Source organism: Salipiger sp. CCB-MM3, assembly GCF_001687105.1.
In the GTDB taxonomy this organism is placed as follows: Bacteria; Pseudomonadota; Alphaproteobacteria; order Rhodobacterales; family Rhodobacteraceae; genus Salipiger.
The window spans coordinates 2199313-2217643 of record NZ_CP014595.1 but is presented as its reverse complement, the minus strand read 5'-3'; the positions used below and the strand labels follow the sequence as shown (position 1 = coordinate 2217643).

Here is an 18331-nt window from a genome sequence, read left to right as displayed (position 1 = left end):
CTCAGTCCCACTCCACGTCAAACTTGTCGACCACCTGCTTCACCTGTCCAGAGGTGAGCATGCGCGGCCGGTGCCCCTGCAGCAGCAGCGCCAGCTTGGCGGTCTCTTCCAGTTCTTCCATCGCATAGACCGCCGCCTCGAGATCCTTGCCCGCCACCACCGGGCCATGGTTGGCCAGCACCACAGCCGAGCGCTTGCCCGCCAGCCCACGCACCGCGTCACCCATGGCCGGATCGCCCGGCACGAAAAAGGGCAGCAGCCGCACCTTGCCGAGCCGCATGACCGCATAGGCGGTGAGCGGCGGCAGCAGGTTGTCGGGGTCGATGTCGGGCATCATCGACCACGCCACCGCATGGCTCGAATGCAGGTGCACCACGGCCCCGGTCTTGCCGCGTGTCTCATAGAAGGCGCTGTGCAGCGGCATCTCCTTGGTCGGTTTGTCGCCGCCGATCAGCATGCCGCGGTCGTCGAAACGCGACAGCCGCGCCGGATCGAGGCTGCCGAAGCTGGAGCCGGTGGGCGAGACCAGCAGCCCGCCATCCTCGGTGCGCGCCGAGATATTGCCCGACGCGCCACCGGTGAGGCCGCGCTGGAACATCGAGGCGGCCATCTCACAGATCTGCTCGCGCAGCTTGGTTTCGCTCATGCGCCCTGCTCCATCACGCGCGCCGCCTTTGCAAAGAAATCCGCCCCGCCAAAGTTGCCCGACTTCAGCGCCAGCACCATCTCGCCCGCGCGCATGACCGGCACGCCCGGATCGATCTCCGGTCCGATCTCCAGCGCCTCGGGGGCCAGCGCCTCGACCACCGCGCCCGAGGTCTCGCCCCCGGCGCTGATGATCCGCTTGACGCCCTTGGCGGCCAGCGCGGCGGCGGTCTGGGCGAAAAGCCCCTCCAGCGCCGCGGCGACCGTCTCGCGCCCGTGCTTTTTCTGTGCTTCGGCCACCGTCGCTGGCTCTGCTGAGGAGTAGATCAGCGGCAGTCCATCTTGGGCCACCGCCCACTCCGCCAGCGTCGCGGCGGTCAGCCCGCCAAGCGCCTCCTCGGCGGTGACCTCGCGCTTCGGCCCACCGTGGGCCGCGACCTGCGCGCGGGTGGCGTTCGAGCAGGACCCCGAGAGCGCGACCACCTGCCCGCCCTGCCCCGTCCATGCCCCGGCTTTGCCCGAGAGCGCGAAGTTGGCCGGCAGACCCAGCGCAATGCCCGAGCCGCCGGTGAGCAGCTTGCTGCCCTTGAGCGCCTCGCCCCAGGTCAGCAGATCCGCGTCGCGGATCGCGTCGGCGATGACAAAGCCGCGCCCCGCCTCCGCCTCTTCCGCAAGCCGCGCACGGATCGCCTCCGGCCCCTGCCACACCGCGCTGGCGGGCACATGGCCGACGCCGCGCGAGACCTGCGCGGCCAGCACGCGGCGCAGATCGGGGTCTGTCATCGGGGTCAGCGGATGGTTCTCCATGCCACTCTCGGACAGCAGGTGATCCTGCACAAAAAGATGGCCCTGATAGATCGTCCGCCCGGTCGCCGGAAAGGCCGGGCAGAAGATCACGCTCTCGGTGCCGAGCGCATCCGCCAGCGCCTCGGCGACCGGGCCGATGTTGCCCTCTGCGGTCGAGTCGAAGGTCGAGCAATATTTGAACAGGAACTGCTGACAGCCCTGCGCCTGCAGCCACTCCAGCGCCTGCAAAGACAGTTTCACCGCCTCGGCGGCGGGAATGGAGCGCGACTTCAGCGCCACCACCCCGGCCTCGACCTCCGGCGCCGCATCGCCCGTCGGCACGCCAACGTATTGAACCGTGCGCATGCCCTGCTTGACCAGCGTGTTGCCAAGATCGCTCGAGCCGGTGAAATCATCGCCGATACATCCCAGCAGCATCAGTCGTCTCCCGGCAGCGTCAGCCCGGCCGCGCGGGCGTAGACCTTGATCACCGCCGCATCGTCGATCAGCCCGTCGCCGGCCTCCGCCGCGGCCTTGAACTGCGACAGCGCCGCCTCGGTCATCGGCACGGGAAGATGCGCCTCCCCGGCGATGCCGCCAACGATGCCCAGATCCTTGGGCCAGATATTGACCGCCGAGCGCGGGGTGTAATCGCCCTCGACCACATGCGGGCCGCGGTTCTCGAACATCCAGCTGGTGCCCGCCGAAGCCGAGATCACCTCGACGATGCGCGCGGGATCGAGCCCTTGGCTCACGCCCAGCGCCATCGCCTCGCCCATGGCGGCGATATGCACGCCCGCCAGAAGCTGGTTCACCGCCTTCATCGCGCTGCCCGCCCCGGCCTCATCCCCAAGCGGATGCACGGTGGCCGCCATGGCGTCCAGCGCGGGCTGCGCCGCGGCAAAGGCCTCGGGCGTGCCCGACGCCATGATCGACAGCGCGCCCTGCGCCGCCTTCACCGCGCCGCCAGAGATCGGCGCATCGAGATAGTGCAGCCCTTTCGCCGAGGCCTCAGAGGCGAACACGCGCGCCTGACTGGGCGCGATTGTGGCGCAGGAAATGATCGCCGCGCCCTCCGGCAGATGCGCCGCCGCGCCGGCCTCTCCGAACAGCACCTCGCGGGTCTGCGCGGCGTTCAGCACCACGCAGACAAGGATCGAGCTTGCCGCCAGCGCCTCGGCGAGACTGCCCTCGGCACCGCCTTCGGCCCTGAAGGCCTCCATCCGCTCGGTCGAAATATCCAGGCCGTGCACGACATGTCCTGCCCGCAGCAGCGATAGCGCCATGCCCATGCCCATCGAGCCGAGCCCGATCACCGTGATCTCTGCCAAAGTGCTCCTCCCGCAAAATGGTATACCAAATGAAGATGAAGCCTGCGGCTCGGAGTGTCAATGCGGCTGGTGGCGGTAACATGCCATTACTGCCAAGGCAGGTCCTGCACTTCTTCTCTTTGAAAACACGCCGGGGAGCGCGAGGGGCAGCGCCCCTCGCCCCGCTGCGCGCCACGCAAGCTCTGTGGCCGGGCACGAAAAAGCCGCGCTCGGCAGGCGGCGCGGCTTTGGAAGTTACTTTGTGTCAGGCGGCGTTCTGTCAGGCGGCGTTGCGCCGCCTCGCAAGCCGGGTCAGGCGCGATGCGCCCCATCGGCGAGGGATTTGACGAATCCCAGCACCTCGGCGACCGGCTTGCCCTCCGCCATGGCCGCGACGATGGCTGAGCCGACGACGCAGCCATCGGCGACCCCGGCGATGCTCTCGGCGGTCTCCGGCGTGCGGATGCCGAAGCCGACGATCACCGGCAGATCGGTGCCCGCCTTGATCCGCGCGACCTCGGGGCCGACATCGGTGGCCTGCGCCGCAGCCGCGCCGGTGATCCCGGTGATCGAGACGTAATAGACAAAGCCCGAGGTGTTCTGCAGCACTTTCGGCAGGCGCTTGTCATCGGTGGTCGGCGTGGCGAGGCGGATGAAGTTCAGCCCCGCCTTCTGCGCCGGGATGCAAAGCTCTTCGTCTTCCTCGGGCGGCAGGTCGACGATGATCAGCCCGTCGATGCCCGCCTCGCGCGCCTCTTCGAGGAACTTGTCCACGCCGTGGCTGTAGATCGGGTTGTAATAGCCCATCATCACGATCGGCGTGCTGTCGTCGCCCTTGCGGAATTCCCGCACCAGCTCCAGCGTGCGGTTCAGCGTCATGCCCGCTTCGAGCGCGCGCTGCCCGGCCAGCTGGATGGTTTCGCCATCGGCCATCGGATCGGTGAAGGGCAGACCCAGTTCGATCACGTCGACACCCGCCTCCGGCAGACCGCGCACCAGTTCCAGCGAGCGGTCGAAGTCGGGGTCCCCGGCCATCACATAGGCAACGAATCCCTTCTTGCCCTCTTCCTTCAGGGCGGCGAATTTGGCGTCGATGCGGGTCATGGCGGTCCTTCCCTTCGCAGGCGGGCACGCGGGGCGCCCGGAATGTCGCGAAAGCTCTGCCGGATACCCAAGGGAAAATCAAGCGCATGTCTGACGGCGGCGGCCCGCTCGGCACGCCGTGATGCTGCGGGAGCCCGCCAAATCCGCCGCCACCTCTGGACCTCGCCGCGCCCCACGCCTTAGCTGCACGGCGAGGAGACATCACGAGGAGACCCCCATGCGCATTCTGTTCACCGGCGGCAGCGGCAAGGCCGGGCGCCATGTCGTGCCGCATCTCGCGGCGCGCGGCCACCGCATCCTGAACGCCGATCTCGCGCCGCTCGGACATCCCGGGGTGCACGATCTGATCACCGATCTTGCCGATCCCGGACAGGTCTGGGGCGCGCTCACCTCCTACGCGGGCTTCGACGAGCTGGAGCCCGGCACCGGCTTGCCGAAATTCGACGCGGTGGTGCATTTCGGCGCGCTGGCCCGCATTCTGATCCAGCCCGATTGCGAGACCTACCGGGTCAACACGCAATCCACCTACAACGTGCTGGAGGCCGCCGCCAAACTGGGCATTCCCAAGGTGATCTTCGCCAGTTCCGAGACGGTCTATGGCATCTGCTTCGCCGATGGCCCGCGCCAGCCCGCCTATCTGCCCATCGACGAAGAGCACCCGACCGTGCCCGAGGATGCCTATGCGATCTCGAAGGTCTGCAACGAGGCCACCGCCCGCAGCATCCAGAAGCGCAGCGGGCAGGACATCTACGGGCTGCGCATCTCCAACGTCTGCGAGATCGAGGATTATCACCGGGATTTCCCGGCCTTCGCCGAGGACCCCGGCCTGCGGCTGCGCAATATGTTCGGCTATATCGACGTGCGCGATCTGGCGCAGATGGTCGAGCGCTGTCTCGACACCGATGGGCTGGGATATGAGGTGTTCAACGTGGTCAACGACGACCTTGCGGTGCCGCAGGACAATGAGGCGCTGCGCAACCAGTTCTACGGCGGCGTGCCGGTGAAAACCCCGATGCAGCCGCGGCAGGCGTTCTTCAGCAACGCCAAGGCGCGGCAGATGCTCGGTTTCTCCCCGCAGCATGATTGGCGCAGCATATTGCACGGATAAACCGCCGGGCGGGATTTGACAGGTATCAAAGGCGGGCGCAGGCTTTGGGCATAGGCTGGGACAACACGTGCCCAGCCGCCGCCGAGGAGTTCGCGATGACCCAGATGCCCAAGACCCCGCAAGCAGATGAGCCCACCGCCGACACTCAGGCCGTGGCGCCGGATGGCGCCGCAGCCCCCGAGATCGCCATCCCCCCGCATATGCCGCACCACCGCGGACCGACCCCGGACGAGATCCGCCACGCCTTCGAGACCGGCGAGTATCCCTATGCCAAAAAGATGGCCCGGCGCAGCTACGAGCGGCAGAAGGCGCAGCTTCAGGCCGAATTGCTGAAGGTGCAGCTTTGGGCGCAAGAGACCGGCATGAAGTTCGTGCTGCTCTTCGAGGGGCGCGACGCCGCTGGCAAGGGCGGCACGATCAAACGCTTCACCGAGCATCTCAACCCGCGCCACGCCCGCGTTGTCGCGCTCAACAAACCCAGCGTCGAAGAGCGCGGGCAATGGTATTTCCAGCGCTACGTCGAACATCTGCCCACCGCGGGCGAGATCGTGCTCTACGACCGTTCGTGGTACAACCGCGCAGGGGTCGAGCGGGTGATGGGGTTCTGCGAGCCCAATGACTACCTCGAGTTCATGCGCCAGACCCCCGAGCTTGAACGCATGCTCGTGCGTTCGGGCATCCGGCTTTACAAATACTGGTTCTCGGTCACCCGCGAAGAGCAAAAGGCCCGCTTCCAGAGCCGCGAGACCGACCCGCTGAAACAGTGGAAGCTCTCGCCGATCGACAAGGCGAGCCTTGGCAAATGGGACGATTACACCGAAGCCAAGGAGGCGATGTTCTTTTACACCGACACCGCAGACGCGCCATGGACGGTGGTGAAATCCGACGATAAGAAACGCGCGCGCATCAATTGCATGCGGCACTTTCTGTCGACGCTGGACTATCCCGGCAAGGACCGCCGCATCGCCACCCCGCCCGATCCGCTGATCGTCGGCGGCGCGGCGCATGTGATCCACCGCTCCGAGCATATTCTGGGCACGGCGCTGAGCCCGTCGGCTGCCACGCCAGCAGCCAAGGAAACCGCGCCGGAATGAGGGTCAGAGCCGCTGGCCCAGCCAGTCCTGCAGCGGCTGCAGCCGCGCATAGCACTGCTGCAACGCGCCCACCGGGTCCGGGCTGAGCGTATCGTAGATGCCATCGATCCAGAGCACGCAGCCCGGCCGCCGCATCAATTCCGACCGCGGCCCCGCAGGCACCCTCTGTTCAGGGTCCGCGGCTGGGTCGATCCGCGCCTCGCTGCGGGTGATGAACCGCTCTAATTCCTCGCCCTCACGCCCCATAAGCGCCGCTTGCCACGCCAACATCTGACGCGCGTCGAATTTGAGGATCCCCGCCCCCGCCGTGGCGTAGCTGGGCGACAGCGCAAAATACCATGCCCTGCCGTCGGGAAGCGCCCAGAGCGCGTGAAGATGGGTGTGGAACGGCAATTTGTCGTCACTGAACCGCACGTCCCTATGCGGCCGGAACAGCTTGGGCCGGGGGCGCTCGCCGCACAGGGTTTCAAGCTCGGGGGTCAGCAGCGATATCATGCGTTCGGCGGGGCGCTTCACCTCGCTGTCGTAGCGTTGCCGGTTCGTGTGAAACCACGCCCGGTCATTATTTGCTTCAAGCTCGGACAAAAACTGCCGGGCCTGTGGGGCGAACCCCGTCAGATCAATCAAACTTGCCATTAAAATTTCCCAAGGGAATCATGTCTCAAATATGGCCACCCTAGCACGAAGCCGCCGAAGCTCGGGGCAAAAGCTTGTGGCGGCTTTGAAACCCTGTAACGTCGCGCCGTCATGCCCCCTTTCCGCAAACTCCTCCGCCGTCTCGCCGCCCTGTCCGCCGCCGCATTGCTCTGCGCCCCGGCCGCGCAGGCGCATCCGCATGTCTTTGCGGATGTGGGTCTGGCGCTGGACCTCGATGCCGAGCGCAATGTCGTCTCGGTCGAGGTGACTTGGCGCTACGACGATTTCTTCTCGCTGCTCATTCTCGAGGACATGGGGCTCGATGCCGACGGCGACGGCGCCCTCACGCCCGCGGAACTCACGGCGCTGGAACGCTTCGATCTCGACAATTGGTACGAGGGCTTCGAAGGCGATCTTTACATGTATTCGGGCGAGCAGAAGCTGACCCTCGGCGCGCCAGAGTTTGTCTCCGTCTCGGTCGACGAGGGGCGGATCACCTCGGTGCATCGCCGCAGCGTCAGCCCTGCCCCCGCCGACGGTCTGGTGATCGAGCCCTATGACCCGACCTATTACATCGCCTTCGAAGCGAGCCTGCCGATCACCCTGCCCGCCCCGTGCACGGCGGCTGTCGCCAAGCCCGACCTCGACGAGGCCGAGCGCAAGATGCAGCAGGAGCTGGCGCAGATCCCCGAGGATCAGTTCCTCGAGATCGAGCCCGGCCGCGACTTCGCCGACCGCATCGAGGTGACATGCGCCGCCTCCTGACGCTCGCCGCCCTGCTGGTGCTGGCGGCGGCGGTCTGGCTCTGGGGCTTTGGCGGCGCGGACCGGCTGGCCGTGATGGCGATGGAAGGCCAGCGCGAGGCGCAGAACGCCATGGCGCGCGGCCTCCGGGCGCTGCGGGCTGGCGAGCCCGGAGCGATGATGGCGCTGATGGCGGTCTGCTTCGGCTACGGCTTTTTCCATGCGGTCGGACCGGGCCATGGCAAGCTGCTGATCGGCGGCTACGGGCTGGGGCGCCGCGTGGCACTATGGCGGCTGTCGGCACTGGCGGTGGCCTCGAGCCTCGCGCAGGCCGCTGCGGCGGTGCTGCTGGTCTATGCCGGGGTCTGGCTGCTGGGCTGGGGTCGCGAGCGGATGACCGCCGCCGCCGAGGAGTGGTTCGCCCCGGCAAGCTACGCCGCGATCGCCGGGATCGGCCTTTACCTGCTGGCGCGCGGGCTGCGCCGCCTTCTGGCCAACCGCCACGCGACACACGCCCACCACGACCACGACCACGACCACGACCACGACCACGACCACGAAGGCATCTGCCAGACCTGCGGCCATGCCCATGGCCCCAGCCTTGAACAGGCGCAAAAGGTGCACTCCCTGCGCGACGCGGCCCTGCTGATCGGTGCCATCGCCATCCGCCCCTGCACCGGCGCGTTGTTCCTGCTCATCCTCACGTGGCGGATGGGCATCGGCATGGCCGGCATCCTCGGCGCCTTCGCCATGGGGCTGGGCACCGCCTCGGTGACGCTCGTGGTGGCGCTGGCCTCTGTCTCGCTGCGCGAAGGCGCGCTGACCCGCTTCGCGTCCGGACCCGGCACCGCCCGCGCGCTGGCATTGCTCGAAGCTACGGCGGGCGCGATTGTCACACTCTTCGCGGCCCAACTCCTGCTGCGCACACTCTGAGGTTGCGCGAACAATTGCGTCAGAATAAAGCCCGTATATGACGCAAGACCTGCCATATTCCGCCCATATCCGCGCCGTTCTGGTGATGGGCCTGCCTTTGATCGGCGGCCATCTGGCGCAGCTCACCATCGGTCTGACCGATACGGTGATGATGGGGCGCTATGGCGTGCCGGAACTGGCCGCCCTTACACTGTCGATGACGCTGTTTCAGGTCCTGTTCCTCTTTGGCTCGGGGTTTGCCTTTGCGGTGATGCCGATGGTCGCGCAATACGCCGCGCGCGGCGACGAGGTGCATGTGCGCAGGGTCGCCCGCATGGGCCTGTGGCTGTCCGCCGCCTTCTTCCTGCTGGCGCTGCCGATCCTGTGGTTCTCGGGCCCGCTGCTGCGGCTGCTGGGACAGGATGATATCGTTGCGGCAAACGCCCAGACCTACCTGCGCATCGCGGGCTGCGGTCTGCTGCCCGCGCTCGGCGTCATGGTCTTCAAAAGTTATCTGGCGGCGCTTGAACACACCCGCGCGGTGTTCTGGATCACCGTCGCGGCGGCGCTGGTCAATGCGGCGGCGAATTACGCGCTGATCTTCGGCAATTGGGGCGCGCCAGAGCTTGGCATCCGCGGCGCCGCCATCGCCTCGATCTGCGCCCATAGCGCGTCGTTCTTCGGGGTGATCCTCTACGCGCGGCTACGCCTGCCTGAGCATCAGATCTGGTTCCACTTCTGGCGCCCCGACATGGAGATGCTGCGCGAGGTGTTCCAGCTTGGCTGGCCCATTGGCCTCACCACGCTGGCCGAGGTCGGGCTGTTTGCCGCCACGGCGGTGCTGGTCGGCTGGCTGGGCACATTGCCGCTGGCGGCGCATGGCATCGCGATGCAACTTTCGGGCGCGATCTTCATGATCCACCTCGGCTTTTCCAACGTCGCCACGGTGCGCGCCGGTCAGGCCATGGGCCGCAGCGACCTGCCCTTCCTGACCCGCGGTGCCATGGCGGCGCAGATCCTCTCCATCGGCACCGTGATCCTGACGGTGATCCTGTTCCTCGGCATGCCCGAGACGCTGATCGACCTCTTCCTGTCGGACGACGAGCCCCGCCGGGCCGAGATCCTGCGGCTTGGCACGCTGCTGCTGCTGCTCGCCGCGGTGTTCCAACTGGTCGACTCGATTCAGGTGATCGTGCTGGGCGTGCTGCGCGGTCTGCAGGACACCAAAGTGCCGATGATCATCGCCGCCGTGTCCTACTGGCTGATCGGCCTGCCCGCCGCCTATGTGCTGGGCTTCCCGCTGGGGTATGGCGCGGGCGGCGTCTGGATGGGCCTGAGCCTTGGCCTCGGCGTCGCGGCGCTGCTGCTCTACTGGCGCTTCTGGTACCGTCAGGTGCCGCATCTGTCGGGGCTGGCGCTTGCAAGGGGCGCGGGCGGCGACTAGAAGCGGCGCGACCGCAAGAACGCCAAGCCCGAGCCTTAGGAGCACGACATGGGATTTCGCATGGGGATCGTGGGTCTGCCCAACGTGGGCAAATCGACCCTTTTCAACGCCCTGACCAAGACCGCCGCCGCGCAGGCGGCCAATTTCCCCTTCTGCACGATCGAACCCAATGTGGGCGACGTGGCGGTGCCCGACAGCCGCATCGACACGCTGGCGCAGATCGCCGGATCGAAGCAGATCATCCCCACACGGATGACCTTCGTCGACATCGCCGGGCTGGTGAAGGGCGCGTCGAAAGGCGAGGGCCTCGGCAACCAGTTCCTCGCCAACATCCGCGAGACCGACGCCATCGCCCATGTGCTGCGCTGCTTCGAGGATGATGACGTCACCCACGTCGATGGCCGTGTCGACCCGGTGGCCGATGCCGAGACCATCGAGACCGAGCTGATCATCGCCGACATGGAGAGCCTCGAGAAGCGCCTGCAGAACATCGTGCGCAAGGTGCGCGGCGGCGACAAGGAGGCGATCCAGCAAGAGCGCCTGATGAAAGACGCCTTGGCGATGCTCGAAGCGGGCAAGCCCGCGCGTCTCGTCGAGGTCGATGCCGAGGACACCAAACAGTGGCGCATGCTGCAGCTGCTGACCTCCAAACCGGTGCTCTATGTCTGCAACGTCGACGAGGACGAGGCCGCCACCGGCAACGCGCTGTCGGAGAAGGTCGCCGAGATGGCCGCCGCGCAGGGCAACAGCCACGTGGTGATCTCCGCCAAGATCGAGGAAGAGATCAGCCAGCTCGACGGCGAGGAAGCCGAGATGTTCCTCTCGGAGCTGGGCCTCGAAGAGGCCGGGCTCGACCGTCTCATCCGCGCCGGTTACGAGCTGCTGCACCTCGAGACCTATTTCACCGTCGGCCCCAAAGAGGCCCGCGCCTGGACCATCCCGCAGGGCACGCTCGCCCCGCAGGCCGCTGGCGTCATCCACGGCGATTTCGAGCGCGGCTTCATCCGCGCCGAGACCATCGCCTATGATGATTTTATCGCCTGCAAGGGCGAACAGGGCGCCAAGGAGGCGGGCAAGATGCGCGCCGAGGGCAAGAGTTACATGGTCAAGGACGGCGACGTGCTGCACTTCCTGTTCAACACCTGACCCCGCCACAGGTCCGAATTCTCGAACGCGGTGCCTCCCCGGAGGCGCCGCGTTTTTCTTTGCCCGCGCGCCGCTATCCCCCCGCGCAGCCCACGAAAAAAGGCGCTGCCCCGCCGGACCGCGCCCCTTCTTCTCTTTGCCAAATACGCCGGGGGAGTCCGCGTCAGCGGACGGGGGCAGCGCCCCCTCCCGGCACCAGCGCTCAGGCTGCCGCGGCCTCGGCCCCCTCAAGCCCTGCGGCCTCGTCGCAGCCGAGCATGATGTTGAGGTTCTGCACCGCCGCGCCCGACGCGCCTTTGCCAAGGTTGTCGAGCACGCCGATCAGCGTCACCGCGCCGGTCGCCGGGTTGCCATGCACGGAAAGCTCCAGCGCGTTGGTGCCGTTGAGCCGCTGCGGCATGACCCGCGGCTCATGCACCGATGCCTCGACCACCGACACGAAACGCTCACCGGCATAGGCCTTGCGCAGCGCCGCCTCGGCCGCGGCCTGACCCTCGCTGCCCATGGCGGGCAGTTGCACCGCCACCGCCATGCCCTGCGCATAGGCGCCCACGGAGGGCACAAACACCGGCACCGCGCTCAGCAGCCCGTGCTTGACGATCTCCGGCAGGTGCTTGTGGCCTTGCGACGCGCCATAGAGGAACGAGCCATTGGTCTCGCCGCTTTCATACTCGGCGATCATGCCCTTGCCGCCGCCGGTATAGCCCGACACGCCGGAAATGGCCGGCCCCGCGGCGGGGTCGATGAGCCCCGCGTCCACCAGCGGGCGGATCAGCGCAATGGCGCAGGTCGACCAGCAGCCGGGGTTGGACACGAATTGCGCCGCGGCGATCGCCTCGCGCTGGCCCTCGGCCATCTCGGCGAACCCGAAGACCCAGCCTTCGGCGACGCGGTGCGCGGTGGAGGCGTCGATGATCTTCGTGCCATGCGGTTCGGCCAGCCGCACGGTCTCGCGCGCGGCATCATCGGGCAGGCACAGGATGGCCACATCGGCTTCGGCCAGCGCCTCGGAACGCGCGTCGGCGTCCTTGCGTCGGGCCGGGTCCACCTGAACGAGCGTGATATCCGCGCGCGCTTCGAGCCGCTCGCGGATTTGCAGACCGGTCGTGCCAGCCTCGCCGTCGATGAACACCTTATGGGCCATGGCCTCTCTCCTTGGGTAAAGATGCGCCGCCATAACATGGCCGCGGCACAAAAGGAACTATGCCAGCGGCGGGCGCGGTCAAAAGCCTTCGAAGGCTTTTGCAACTTTCTTCGAAGAAAGTTGCCTAGCCCTTCTCGTGGAAGAAATCGTAGATGCGCTCGGCCAGCGCCTCGCTGACCCCGTCCACTGCCTTCAGGTCCGCCAGATTCGCCCGCGCCACCGCCTTGGCCGAGCCGAAATGCTGCAGCAGCGCCCGCTTGCGCGCCGCGCCGACGCCGGGCACCTCATCGAGCGGGTTGGCCATCTGCGACTTGGCGCGCTTGGCGCGGTGCGTGCCGATGGCGAAGCGGTGCGCCTCGTCGCGCAGACGCTGGATGAAGTAGAGCACCGGATCATTGCGCTGCAACGCAAAGGGCCGCTCGCCGATGCGGTGGAACTCTTCCTTGCCGTGGTCGCGGTCGACGCCCTTGGCGACGCCCACCATCGGGATATCCTCGACGCCATATTCCTGCATGATCTCCCAGACCGCCGAGACCTGCCCGGCGCCGCCGTCGATCAGCAGCAGGTCGGGCCAGAGTCCCTTGTCACGCTCGGGGTCCTCTTTCAGCAGCCGGGTGAAGCGGCGCGTCAGCACCTCTTTCATCATGCCGAAGTCGTCGCCCGGCACCAGATCCTCACCGCGGATGTTGTACTTGCGGTACTGGTTCTTCATGTAGCCTTCCGGCCCGGCGACGATCATCCCGCCGACGGCGTTGGTGCCCATGATATGCGAGTTGTCGTAGACCTCGATGCGCTGCGGCGGCCCGTCGAGCCCGAAGGCTTCGGCCACACCGCGCAGCAGCTTGGCCTGTGTCGCGGTCTCGGCCATGCGGCGCCCGAGGCTCTCACGCGCGTTGCGCGCCGCGCCCTCGACCAGCTCCGCCTTCTCGCCGCGCTTCGGCACCGCGATCTCGACCTTGCGGCCCAGCTTGCCACTGAGCGCCTCCGACATCAGATCCGGGCTCTCGATCTCATGGCTCAGCAGCACCAGCCGCGGCGGCTCCTTGGTGTCGTAGAACTGGCCGAGGAAGGCTTCGAGCACCTCCGCCTCCTCCACGTCATCGCCGACGCGCGGATAAAAGTCGCGGTTGCCCCAGTTCTGCCCCGAGCGGATGAAGAACACCTGCACGCAGGCCTGCCCATGCTCCATATGCAGCGCCACGACGTCGGCCTCTTCCACGCCCTGCGGGTTGATGCCCTGCACCGACTGCACCTGCGTCAGCGCGCGAATACGGTCGCGCAATGCCGCGGCGCGCTCGAACTCCATCGCCTCGGAGGCCGCCATCATCTGATCGGCCAGCCGCGCCTGCATCTCGGTGGATTTGCCCGACAGGAAGCGCTGCGCGTCGCGCACCGATTCCGCGTAATCCTCGGCGCTGATCTCACCCGTGCAGGGCCCCGAACAGCGGCGGATCTGAAACAGCAGACAGGGCCGCGTGCGGCTGTCGAACATCGAGTCCGAGCAGTTGCGCAGCAAGAACACCCGCTGCAGCTGCGTCAGCGTGCGGTTCACCGCCCCGGCGCTGGCGAAGGGACCGTAGTAAGCCCCCTTCTCGCTCTTCGCGCCGCGGTGCTTCTTGATCTGCGGAAAGTCATGTTCGGTGGTGACGAGGATGTTCGGAAAGCTCTTGTCGTCGCGCAGCAGCACGTTGAACTTCGGCTTGAGCTGCTTGATCAGGTTCTGTTCCAGCAGCAGCGCCTCGGTCTCGGTGCGCGTGGTCAGGAACATCATCGACGCGGTTTCCGAGATCATCCGGCTGATCCGCCGCGAGTGCTGCGCCGAAGACCGCGAATAGCTCGACACCCGCGCCTTCAGATTGCGCGCCTTGCCGACGTAGAGCACCCGGCTCTGGTCATCCAGCATGCGATAGACGCCCGGACTGGAGTCGAGCGTCTTGAGGTAGCCGTGGATGACCTCGTAGCCGCGTTTCGGCGCGACTTTCGGAATGTCTGCTTCGTCGTTCATCACGTCGTTTCCGGTCTGTTCACCGCTTGCCTTGATTCTGCATCTCGCTGCAATGCCGGCCCCCTGAGATCAAGAAAGAATACATCCACTGTTCCTGTGGATAACCCTGAGGGGGAATTCCGGGGTTCTGCGTTTTTCCCTTGAATCCTTGCCGTTTCGTCGATTTGCACAAAAATTGTGCCAAAACATAACGTATTGATTTAGCTTAAAAGATTTACGCAGCTTTGCGCAAACCCTTGAAAGCTTGATGCTTTCCTAACACTTGGGTAACGCGCCCGTGACAGGTGCACAACTTGTCGCAGCCTGCCCGCCGCGACCTTAGTCGCGGTCGCAGGTGTCGGGCGTCTGCCATGCCAGATGCTGGCCGCCATCGGTGCAGAGGAACTGCCCGGTCACCCCCGGCGCATCGAGGAAATATCCCAGCGCGCCGCAGATGTCCTCGGGGTTCGATCCGCGCTGCAGAACCGTCGCCGCGCGCTGCGTGGCGAAGCCCTCGGCGCTCTGATCGGCGCCCTGCAATGTCGGCCCCGGCCCGATGGCATTGATCCGCACGTTCGGCGCCAGCGCCCGCGCCCCGGTCTGGGTCAGCGTCCAGAGCGCCGATTTGGCCAGCGTATAGCTGATGAACTCCGGCGTCAGCTTGCGCAGCCGCTGGTCAAGCATGTTGACGCAAAGCGCGCGGGCCCGCGGCTCGCCGCGCTCGTCGGTTTCGGCCTCGGGCGCCTGCGCCGCGAAGCTCTGCAGCAGCACAAAGGGCGCGCGCAGGTTCGATTCCATCGCCCGGTCCCAGCTGTCGCGCGTCGCTGTCTCCATGTCGTCATGCTCGAAGATCGAAGCGTTGTTGATCAGCAGGCCGAGCGGCCCGCCAAGCGCCTCGGCAGCGCGCCCCACCAGCGGGGTCACTTGCCGCTCGTCCAGCAGATCGGCCTGCAGCGTGACCGCCCGGCCGCCCTTCTCGCGCACCAGCGCCGCGACCTCTTCGGCCGCCTCCGCCGAGCCGCCGTAATGCACCGCCACGTCAAAGCCGCGCTCCGCCAGATACAGCGCCATCGCCCGGCCCAGCCGCTTGCCCGCGCCGGTCACCAGCGCGCGTTTCTCGATACCCATATTTCTTCCCCCCGAAACCGATCAGATCAGAACGTAGCTGACATATCCGATGTAAAGCGCCGAGAGCACCACCCCCCAGACGCGTCCGATGTCGCGCTTCATGAAGACGAAGGGCACGAGGATCAGCGAGGCCGCCAGCATCACCCACAGATCGAAGCTCAGGAATTGCGGATCCACCGGCATCGGCTTGATCAGCGCCGCGACGCCGATGATCGCCAGCAGGTTGAAGACGTTCGAGCCGATGACGTTGCCAAGCGCCACATCCGCCTGCCGCCGGATCGCCGCCATCACCGTGGTCGCAAGCTCGGGCAGCGAGGTACCAAGCGCCACCAGCGTCAGGCCGATCACCGTGTCGGGCACGCCGAACATGGCGGCGATCTCGGTGGCGCTGTCGATCAGCAGGTTGGCGCCCACCGGCAGGCCGACGAGGCCCAGCACCAGATAGACCGCGATTTTCCAGCCCGGCATGTCGGGATCCGCACCCTCGGGATCTTCCAGGTCCTCAAGCTCGGCATCGGCCTTGCCGTTCTTGCGGTGGCTCAGCGCGTCGCGCACCGAATCCCACAAGATCAGCGCCATGACGCCCAGCATCACCAGCCCCGCGATCCAGTCGAAGGTGCCGCGGAAGGCCAGCGCGATGAAAAGCAGCGAGGCGCCGATCATGATCGCATAGCTCTTGCGCGTGTCGTGGCCGGAGGTGTGCAGCACGGTGATCAGTGCCGGAACGCCCAGCACCAGCAGCACGTTGGCGGTGTTCGAGCCCACCACATTGCCCAGCGCGATCCCCGGAACGCCGTCGAGCGCGGCCTGTATCGAGATCAGCAACTCGGGCGCGGATGTGCCGAAGGCCACGATGGTGAGGCTAACGATCAGCGCCGGGATCCCCATGCGCAAAGATAGGTTCACCGCCCCCTTGACCAGCGCATCCCCCGCCAAAAGCAGGATCACAAGGCCGAGGGCCGCGTAGACAAAAACCATTTCAGACCTTTCGTTCGCCGCAGGGACAGGGTCCCTTGCCGATCTTGTGCCGACCGCAGCGCGGACATTTCTTTCCCGCCTCTCGGCGGCTCAACCGCCCCACTCCCGGCATGCGCAGCTTGCCGAAGATCCCCAGCACCGCGATGACCACAAGGAAGAGGGCGACAATCTTTGCAAGCATGTCAGAGCCCGAAGCGCGCGAAGCCCGCGCGTTCCTCGATCAGCCCCATCGTCTCTTCGGCAAGGCTCAGGCCCAGCTTCGGGATCAGCCGCTTCTTCACGCCATAGCGGCGGAACTTCACCTTGTCGCCGAACCGCGCCTTCATCCCCGGCACCAGATGCGCGGTGCCATCGGCCAGCCCGACCTCCACCGCGGAGCGCCCGATCCAGATCTCGCCGGTAAAGAGATCGGGATCATTGGCAAGCTTGCTGCCCCGCCGCTCCTTGATCTGCGTGATGAAGGTCTCGTGCAACTGGCCGAGGATGCGCTCGAGCCGCGCCACATCCTCTTCGCTCTCGGGACGGAACGGGTCCAGCATGCTCTTGGATTTCCCCGCGGTATGCACCCGCCGCTCGATCCCCTGCCGGCTGAGAAAGACATGCGCGCCGAAGCCCGCCGAGATCACCCCGATCGAGCCGAGGATCGAGCTTTCGTCGGCAAAGATCTCATCCGCCGCCGAGGCGATCCAATAGCCGCCCGAGGCCGCCACATCCTCGACGAAGGCATAGACCGGCACTTTGGTCTCTTCCGACAGCCGCCGGATGCGCGCGCCGATGAGCGAGCTCTGCACCGGCGAGCCGCCGGGCGAATTGATCTCCAGCGCCACCGCCTTGGGCTTGCCGCGCCGGAAGGCGCGTTCCAGCACCGGCGCCAGCGTGGTGTCGTTGAGACTGCCGCGTCCCGCCATGCCGATGGCGCCCTGCAGGCGCACGACCGAGACGGTGGGTTTGCTTTTCAGGAAGGGGATCGGGCTTTTCATCCCGGTGATGTAGACACGCCCCCGCGTGACGACAAGGCGGGGCGCAAAAGAACTCTCAAGTGATGCAGCGCGTCGCGCAAAGCGCGGGCATTTGCCGAATATGCCGACCAAATTCCGTCATTTGCCGCGCCCAGCGCAGAACTGCCGCCGCCATCCCGCCCGATCGCCGGACGGCACAGAAAAGGGCAGAGCGCACCCACGCCCTGCCCTTCTTCTCTTTTCCAAATACGCAGCCTTCCACGCGCGCAGCCTCGGGTCCGGCGCATACCGCCAACCCCCAAGACCCGCTTCTTAGGCTTGCAGCTTAAGCCTGCGGCGGCTGGCCGTTCGAGGCCGACAGCCCGCCGTCAACCGCAAGGTTCACACCATTGATGAAACAGGCATCGCGCGAGGCCAGAAAGCAGATCGCCGCGGCCACATCTTCGGGCTCGCCGGGGCGGCCCAGCGGCAGGCGCTCCATGAATTTCTGCAGCAGATCTTCGTTCTCGAACATATCCTCGGTCAGCGCCGAGCGGGTGATCGAGGGGTTCACCGCATTTACCCGCACGCCGCTTTCGCGCGCGTCCAGCGCCAGCGCGTGAGTCAGATTGGTGACCCCGCCCTTGGCGGCATTATAGGCGAACATGTTCCAGTCGCCCCCTGTGCCCGAAACCGAAGAGGTGTTGACCACATTGCCGCGCGCCGTGCGCAGCGCGGGCCAAGCCGCACGGGTGACCATGTAAAGCCCGGTGAGATCGGTATCGATCACCTTGTCCCAGCTTTCGCGGTCCACCTCCTCAATGCTGCCCATGACGGCGGTCCCGGCGTTGTTCACCAGCACGTCGATGGCGCCGAAATGCGCCAGCGTCTCCGCCGCGATGCGCTTGGCGTCCTCTTCCTTCGACACATCGGCGCTGATCTTCAGCACCCGCGCCTCGGGCAGCCCCTCTGCCGCCTCTGCAAGGTCGTCTTCGCTGCGCGCCACCATGGCGACATTGGCGCCTTCCAGCACGAAGCGGCGGGCGGTGGCGCGGCCAATGCCGGTGCTGGCACCGGTGACGATCACCGTGGCGCCCTCGAAACGGTCGAGGCTCTCATAGGGCTGCGGGGCGATGGCGGGGTCTGCAACAATATCTTTCATCTCAATCTCCGTTTGGTCCGTTCCGGCGCGCCGCGCTTCGGCGCTGCGGGTCACGGATCAAACGAGCGG

Annotated in this window: 17 protein-coding genes; 6 read left to right on the top strand and 11 right to left on the bottom strand. The window is 66.5% G+C overall.

Annotated features, from left to right (window positions below; genetic code table 11):
* Nucleotide 1: 1 nt before the first annotated feature.
* The 4 genes from otnC to trpA all read right to left on the bottom strand — a co-directional run bounded on the left by otnC (nt 2) and on the right by trpA (nt 3845).
* Nucleotides 2-646 carry a 3-oxo-tetronate 4-phosphate decarboxylase gene (gene otnC, locus AYJ57_RS10780; RefSeq protein WP_066104827.1) on the bottom strand — a complete coding sequence of 215 codons (645 nt, stop codon included), beginning with the start codon at nt 644-646 and terminating at the stop codon, nt 2-4.
* Nucleotides 643-1869 carry a 3-oxo-tetronate kinase gene (gene otnK / locus AYJ57_RS10775; protein ID WP_066104825.1) on the bottom strand — a complete coding sequence of 409 codons (1227 nt, stop codon included), beginning with the start codon at nt 1867-1869 and terminating at the stop codon, nt 643-645. The genes otnC and otnK overlap by 4 nt, the downstream gene beginning before the upstream one ends.
* Complete coding sequence (gene ltnD / locus AYJ57_RS10770; protein WP_083191216.1) at nt 1869-2762, bottom strand: L-threonate dehydrogenase; 894 nt, start codon at nt 2760-2762, stop codon at nt 1869-1871. The genes otnK and ltnD overlap by 1 nt, the downstream gene beginning before the upstream one ends.
* Nucleotides 2763-3053: 291 nt before the next feature.
* On the bottom strand, nt 3054-3845 hold the full coding sequence (gene trpA, locus AYJ57_RS10765) for a tryptophan synthase subunit alpha (RefSeq protein ID WP_066104822.1): 792 nt from the start codon (nt 3843-3845) through the stop codon (nt 3054-3056).
* Between the two features lie 217 nt (nt 3846-4062).
* Here trpA and AYJ57_RS10760 point away from each other — a divergent pair, with 217 nt between their 5' ends.
* Together AYJ57_RS10760 and ppk2 are read left to right on the top strand one after the other, a co-directional pair.
* The gene (locus AYJ57_RS10760; RefSeq protein WP_066104820.1) at nt 4063-4953 is read left to right on the top strand and encodes an NAD-dependent epimerase/dehydratase family protein; all 891 of its coding nucleotides are present in this window, start codon (nt 4063-4065) and stop codon (nt 4951-4953) included.
* A gap of 104 nt (nt 4954-5057) precedes the next feature.
* The gene (ppk2, locus tag AYJ57_RS10755) at nt 5058-6047 is read left to right on the top strand and encodes a polyphosphate kinase 2 (protein ID WP_066106976.1); all 990 of its coding nucleotides are present in this window, start codon (nt 5058-5060) and stop codon (nt 6045-6047) included.
* A gap of 3 nt (nt 6048-6050) precedes the next feature.
* Here ppk2 and AYJ57_RS10750 read toward each other — a convergent pair whose 3' ends face one another.
* Nucleotides 6051-6683 (bottom strand): DUF2461 family protein, encoded by a 633-nt coding sequence (locus AYJ57_RS10750; protein ID WP_066104818.1) that lies wholly within the window; start codon nt 6681-6683, stop codon nt 6051-6053.
* A 111-nt stretch (nt 6684-6794) separates the two neighbouring features.
* Here AYJ57_RS10750 and AYJ57_RS10745 point away from each other — a divergent pair, with 111 nt between their 5' ends.
* Genes AYJ57_RS10745 through ychF form a run of 4 tightly spaced genes read left to right on the top strand, consistent with a single transcriptional unit; the run spans nt 6795 to nt 10928 of the window.
* A complete protein-coding gene (locus tag AYJ57_RS10745; RefSeq protein WP_066104815.1) occupies nt 6795-7448 on the top strand; it encodes a DUF1007 family protein in 654 nt (217 codons plus the stop codon).
* Nucleotides 7433-8359: a nickel/cobalt transporter gene (locus AYJ57_RS10740; RefSeq protein ID WP_066104812.1), complete on the top strand. Its 927-nt coding sequence runs from the start codon at nt 7433-7435 to the stop codon at nt 8357-8359. Before AYJ57_RS10745 ends, AYJ57_RS10740 begins: the two co-directional genes overlap by 16 nt.
* A 37-nt stretch (nt 8360-8396) precedes the next feature.
* Nucleotides 8397-9782 (top strand): MATE family efflux transporter, encoded by a 1386-nt coding sequence (locus AYJ57_RS10735; protein WP_066104809.1) that lies wholly within the window; start codon nt 8397-8399, stop codon nt 9780-9782.
* 48 nt (nt 9783-9830) lie between these two features.
* Nucleotides 9831-10928, top strand: a complete 1098-nt coding sequence (ychF, locus tag AYJ57_RS10730) for a redox-regulated ATPase YchF (protein ID WP_066104807.1) — start codon at nt 9831-9833, stop codon at nt 10926-10928.
* 202 nt (nt 10929-11130) lie between these two features.
* On the opposite strand, the gene argC is transcribed toward ychF, so the two are convergent.
* The 6 genes from argC to AYJ57_RS10695 form a co-directional block, all read right to left on the bottom strand.
* Nucleotides 11131-12072 (bottom strand): N-acetyl-gamma-glutamyl-phosphate reductase, encoded by a 942-nt coding sequence (gene argC / locus AYJ57_RS10725; RefSeq protein ID WP_066104804.1) that lies wholly within the window; start codon nt 12070-12072, stop codon nt 11131-11133.
* Nucleotides 12073-12196: 124 nt separating this feature from the next.
* The gene (gene uvrC, locus AYJ57_RS10720) at nt 12197-14077 is read right to left on the bottom strand and encodes an excinuclease ABC subunit UvrC (protein ID WP_066104801.1); all 1881 of its coding nucleotides are present in this window, start codon (nt 14075-14077) and stop codon (nt 12197-12199) included.
* A 318-nt stretch (nt 14078-14395) separates the two neighbouring features.
* On the bottom strand, nt 14396-15184 hold the full coding sequence (locus AYJ57_RS10715) for an SDR family oxidoreductase (protein WP_066104799.1): 789 nt from the start codon (nt 15182-15184) through the stop codon (nt 14396-14398).
* Between the two features lie 21 nt (nt 15185-15205).
* Nucleotides 15206-16162 carry a calcium/sodium antiporter gene (locus AYJ57_RS10710; protein WP_066104797.1) on the bottom strand — a complete coding sequence of 319 codons (957 nt, stop codon included), beginning with the start codon at nt 16160-16162 and terminating at the stop codon, nt 15206-15208.
* Nucleotides 16163-16344: 182 nt separating this feature from the next.
* Nucleotides 16345-17142: a S49 family peptidase gene (locus tag AYJ57_RS10700; RefSeq protein WP_066104792.1), complete on the bottom strand. Its 798-nt coding sequence runs from the start codon at nt 17140-17142 to the stop codon at nt 16345-16347.
* A 304-nt stretch (nt 17143-17446) separates the two neighbouring features.
* Nucleotides 17447-18262 carry an SDR family NAD(P)-dependent oxidoreductase gene (locus tag AYJ57_RS10695; RefSeq protein ID WP_066104789.1) on the bottom strand — a complete coding sequence of 272 codons (816 nt, stop codon included), beginning with the start codon at nt 18260-18262 and terminating at the stop codon, nt 17447-17449.
* Between the last annotated feature and the right edge of the window lie 69 nt (nt 18263-18331).